The sequence below is a fragment of the Actinomadura chokoriensis genome (assembly GCF_041463665.1).
GTDB lineage: Bacteria > Actinomycetota > Actinomycetes > Streptosporangiales > Streptosporangiaceae > Spirillospora > Spirillospora chokoriensis_A.
Genome location: NZ_JAXCEJ010000063.1, coordinates 1 through 3,453, shown reverse-complemented (window position 1 = coordinate 3,453; position 3,453 = coordinate 1). Strand labels below are relative to the sequence as shown.

General features: G+C 69.6%; 3 protein-coding genes and 1 pseudogene. 2 read left to right on the top strand and 2 right to left on the bottom strand.

From position 1 onward, the window contains the following. A partial coding sequence (locus tag SM418_RS37845; protein WP_371946459.1) for an alpha-amylase family glycosyl hydrolase occupies positions 1 to 1,079 on the bottom strand: 1,079 nt, incomplete at its 3' end. Positions 1,080 to 1,555: 476 nt separating this feature from the next. On the opposite strand from SM418_RS37845, the gene SM418_RS37840 reads away from it, so the two are divergent. Next, positions 1,556 to 1,876 (top strand): hypothetical protein, encoded by a 321-nt coding sequence (locus SM418_RS37840; protein ID WP_371946460.1) that lies wholly within the window; start codon positions 1,556 to 1,558, stop codon positions 1,874 to 1,876. Positions 1,877 to 1,879: 3 nt separating this feature from the next. Continuing rightward, entirely contained in the window at positions 1,880 to 2,746 is an 867-nt protein-coding gene (locus SM418_RS37835) for an STAS domain-containing protein (RefSeq protein WP_371946461.1), read from the top strand. A gap of 45 nt (positions 2,747 to 2,791) precedes the next feature. Here the strand turns inward: SM418_RS37835 and SM418_RS37830 are convergent. Continuing rightward, positions 2,792 to 3,453, bottom strand: a pseudogene (locus SM418_RS37830) (hypothetical protein); the annotation flags it as partial.

Genomic DNA, 3,453 nt, shown 5'->3' with positions numbered 1-3,453 from the left:
TCGTCGTGGTTGCGGAGGAAGATGCCCCATTGGCAGGATTCGGGGATTTTGGGGGTTTGGGCCATGATTTCGGAGATGGGGTAGCGTTGTTCGCGGCGGACGGCCATGAAGATGCGGGGCATGACGGGGAAGTGGAAGGCCATGTGGCATTCGTCGCCGCCGGCGGCGGGGTCGCCGAAGTATTCGACGACGTCGGCGGGCCATTGGTTGGCTTCGGCGAGCAGGACGCGGTCGGGGTAGAGGCGGTCGACTTCGGCGCGGACGCGTTTGAGGTAGGCGTGGGTTTCGGGGAGGTTCTCGCAGTTGGTGCCTTCGCGGGCGTACAGGTAGGGGACGGCGTCGAGGCGGAAGCCGTCGATGCCCAGGTCGAGCCAGAAGCGCAGGTTCTCCAGCATGGCGTCCTGGACGTCGGGGTTGTCGTAGTTGAGGTCGGGTTGGTGGGCGAAGAAGCGGTGCCAGTAGTACTGGCCGCGGACGGGGTCGTAGGTCCAGTTGGAGGATTCGGTGTCGACGAAGATGATGCGGGCGTCGGGGTAGCCGGTGTCGTCGTCGGCCCACATGTAGAAGTCCCCGAACGGCCCGTCGGGGTCGGTGCGGGAGGCCTGGAACCAGGGGTGCTGGTCGGAGGTGTGGTTCATCACCAGATCGGCGATCACCCGGATACCGCGCGCGTGCGCCTGTTCGATGAGTTCCACGAAGTCACCGAGTTCCCCGAACTCGGGCAGGATTCTCGTGTACTCGGCGATGTCGTAGCCGCCGTCTTTGAGCGGTGACTGGTAGATGGGCAGCAGCCACAGGCAGTCGATGCCCAGCCATTGCAGATGGTCGAGCCGGGAGATCAGGCCGCGCAGGTCGCCGTAACCGTCGTTGTTGGAATCGGCGAATCCGCGCACCGAGACCTCGTAGAACACCGCCGTCTTGAACCAGTGCGGGTTTCGCGGCGTCTCCTTGTCGTACGGGTCGGGGACGGGCCGGACGACCGGCGCCCCGCCCGCGTCCACGGCGGGCCTGATGACCACGCCCGGCTCGGTGACCTGGTCGGATGCGCTGCGGGTGGAGTTCTTCGGCTGGCCGTGCATGGGTCACCCCGGTCGGTTGGAGACATCTAGATCAGCAATGCCCGCCGCTGCCGCAAGGGACGTTCGCGACAGGCAACCATCCGTAAAAGGTTCCGTACGCTCAGTGACGATCCTGCCGGTTTCGGGCGCGCGCCGTCCCGACCTGCCAGGTGAGCGCCAGGGGGGCGACCGGGCCCCGCATGCCGTTCGGCGTCCGTCCGGCCTCCGTTCGGCGGTCGGGACGGTCATCGGCCGGTAGCCGCCGGGCATGGCGCGGGAAAATAGCGCAAAAACCCGGCCGTGCACGGTGCGTTCGCTGGCGTCGCGGGCTTCGGAAGACTTGCCGCGTGGCGGTGGTGTCATGTCCGTGTTTTTAGATTCGTCGCTTTTTCTGTCGCAGGCCCCGGGTAGGTCATTTCCAAGCTCAGAACCCGCCCAACCGGCGGGTTCTGATCGGTTCGGACGGAAAGCGTCCGTCCAAAGCGATCGGAGGGACAGTGGAGCGCTGGGAGAAGTCGCCATCGGTCGTACCGACGCGCGATGAGCTCGTAGCGCGGCTGCGCGTTCGCTTCGCCGACATTCCGGCTGAGAACGTGCGCCGCTGCGTCGACGACCTGTGGTGCTGCTGCACCCATCTCGGGGTGCGGCCCGAGGAACGGACCATCGAGCGCCTCGCGGCGTCCCGCCTGACGGGCGTCGTGCGGGGCGGCCGGCCGCCCTATCCGGACGGGCGGACGGCGTCCAGACCGCCCGGCTCCACTCTGACCGCCCCGTCCCGGCCCGCGCGCGCGGCCACCAGAACCCCGATCGGGATGTGACGTATGAAGGACACGACCGTACCGGTACCGGGCCTGAGCATCGAGAGCCGGCGAGGGTTCATCGTGCTGACCATGCCCGCGCAGATCAGCTGGCAGAACTACGCGGGCATCCGGGAGGGGGTGAGCAAGGCCCTGTCCCTGGCCGCCGGATCGCTCGCCGCAGCCGGCGGCCCGGGGCGAAGGCGGCGGCGCGTGTGCGTCGTCGTCGACTTCGGCGACGCGGTGCTGCTCGACGCGGCCGGGCTGGTCCTGCTGGCCCGCGCCGAGACGCGGGCGCAACTGCTCGGCTGCCCGCTGCGCGCCGTGGTGCCCGCGCTGTCCGCGCACGTGCGGCGGGCGCTGCACCTCACCGGGCTGGCGCAGCTCGTCCAGGTGTTCCCGGACGTCGCGTCGGCGACGGCCGCGCCCGTCCCGGCCGGGACGGCGGGCGACGCCGACACCACGCACGTCCTCGACGCCATCCGCGCCCTGCACCCGGGGGACGCCGGGCTCACCCCGACGCCGCCCGCCCCGTCCGAGCTGATGATCACCACGACGGAGGCCGGCGACGGCGACCACACGGTCGTCCACCTGTCCGGCGTGCTGGACGAGGTCACGGTGCCGCGCCTCGGCGAGACGCTGACCACGCTGGTCGAGGGCAACCTGCGGCACCTCATGGTGCGGATGCACGAGCGCCTCGGCATCCGCTGCGACCCGCTGCCGATCCTGCTCGGCATCCGCTGGCGCGTCGCCGCCGAGGGCGGCTGCCTGGCGCTGCCCGCACTGCCCGCCCGGCTCCGGGAGATCATCGACCGGGAGGGGCTCGGCTCGGTGTTCACCGGCTGCCGCTCCATCGAGGACCGCCTGCTCGGCGGCGCCGAGCCGGTCTGACACACCGGTCTGATGGGCCGGGTCTGACGGGCCGGGTCTGACGGCTCAGCCGCCGGCCGGCGGCCGGCGCCGGTTCCGGGCGGTCCGCAGCGAACTCCGGCCCGACCTGGCCGTCGTCCCGTCCGCTCCGGCCATGCTCCCATCGGCCCGGCTCCCACTGGCCCGCACACGTTCGTCACCGTTCCGCTGGAACGTGAGGATGTGTGCGGGTTTTGTGTGCGGGTCGAGGTAGATGTAGTTGTTTTGGGTCCAGGTGTAGGTGGCGCCGTCGAGTTGGTCGGTGACGGTGTAGTGGTGGTGGGGGTCGTCGGGGAGGCCGAGGGCGGGCAGGTCGAGGTGGACGGTGGCTTCGCGGGGTTGGTGGGGGTTGAGGTTGACGATGGTCAGGACGGTGTCGTCGAGGTGGCGTTTGGAGAAGGCGAGGAGTTCGGGTTGGTCGATGTGGTGGAAGTGGAGGTTGCGGAGTTGCTGGAGGGCGGGGTGGGTGTTGCGGAGGGTGTTGAGTTGGGTGATGAGGGGGGCGATGGTGGTGCCGGTGCGGGTGGCGGTGTCCCAGTCGCGGGGGCGGTACTGGTATTTCTCGGAGTCGCGGTATTCCTCGCTGCCGGGGCGGACGGGGGTGTTCTCGCAGAGTTCGTAGCCGCTGTAGATGCCCCAGGTGGGGGACAGGAGGGCGGCGAGGATGGCGCGGATTTGGAAGGCGGGGG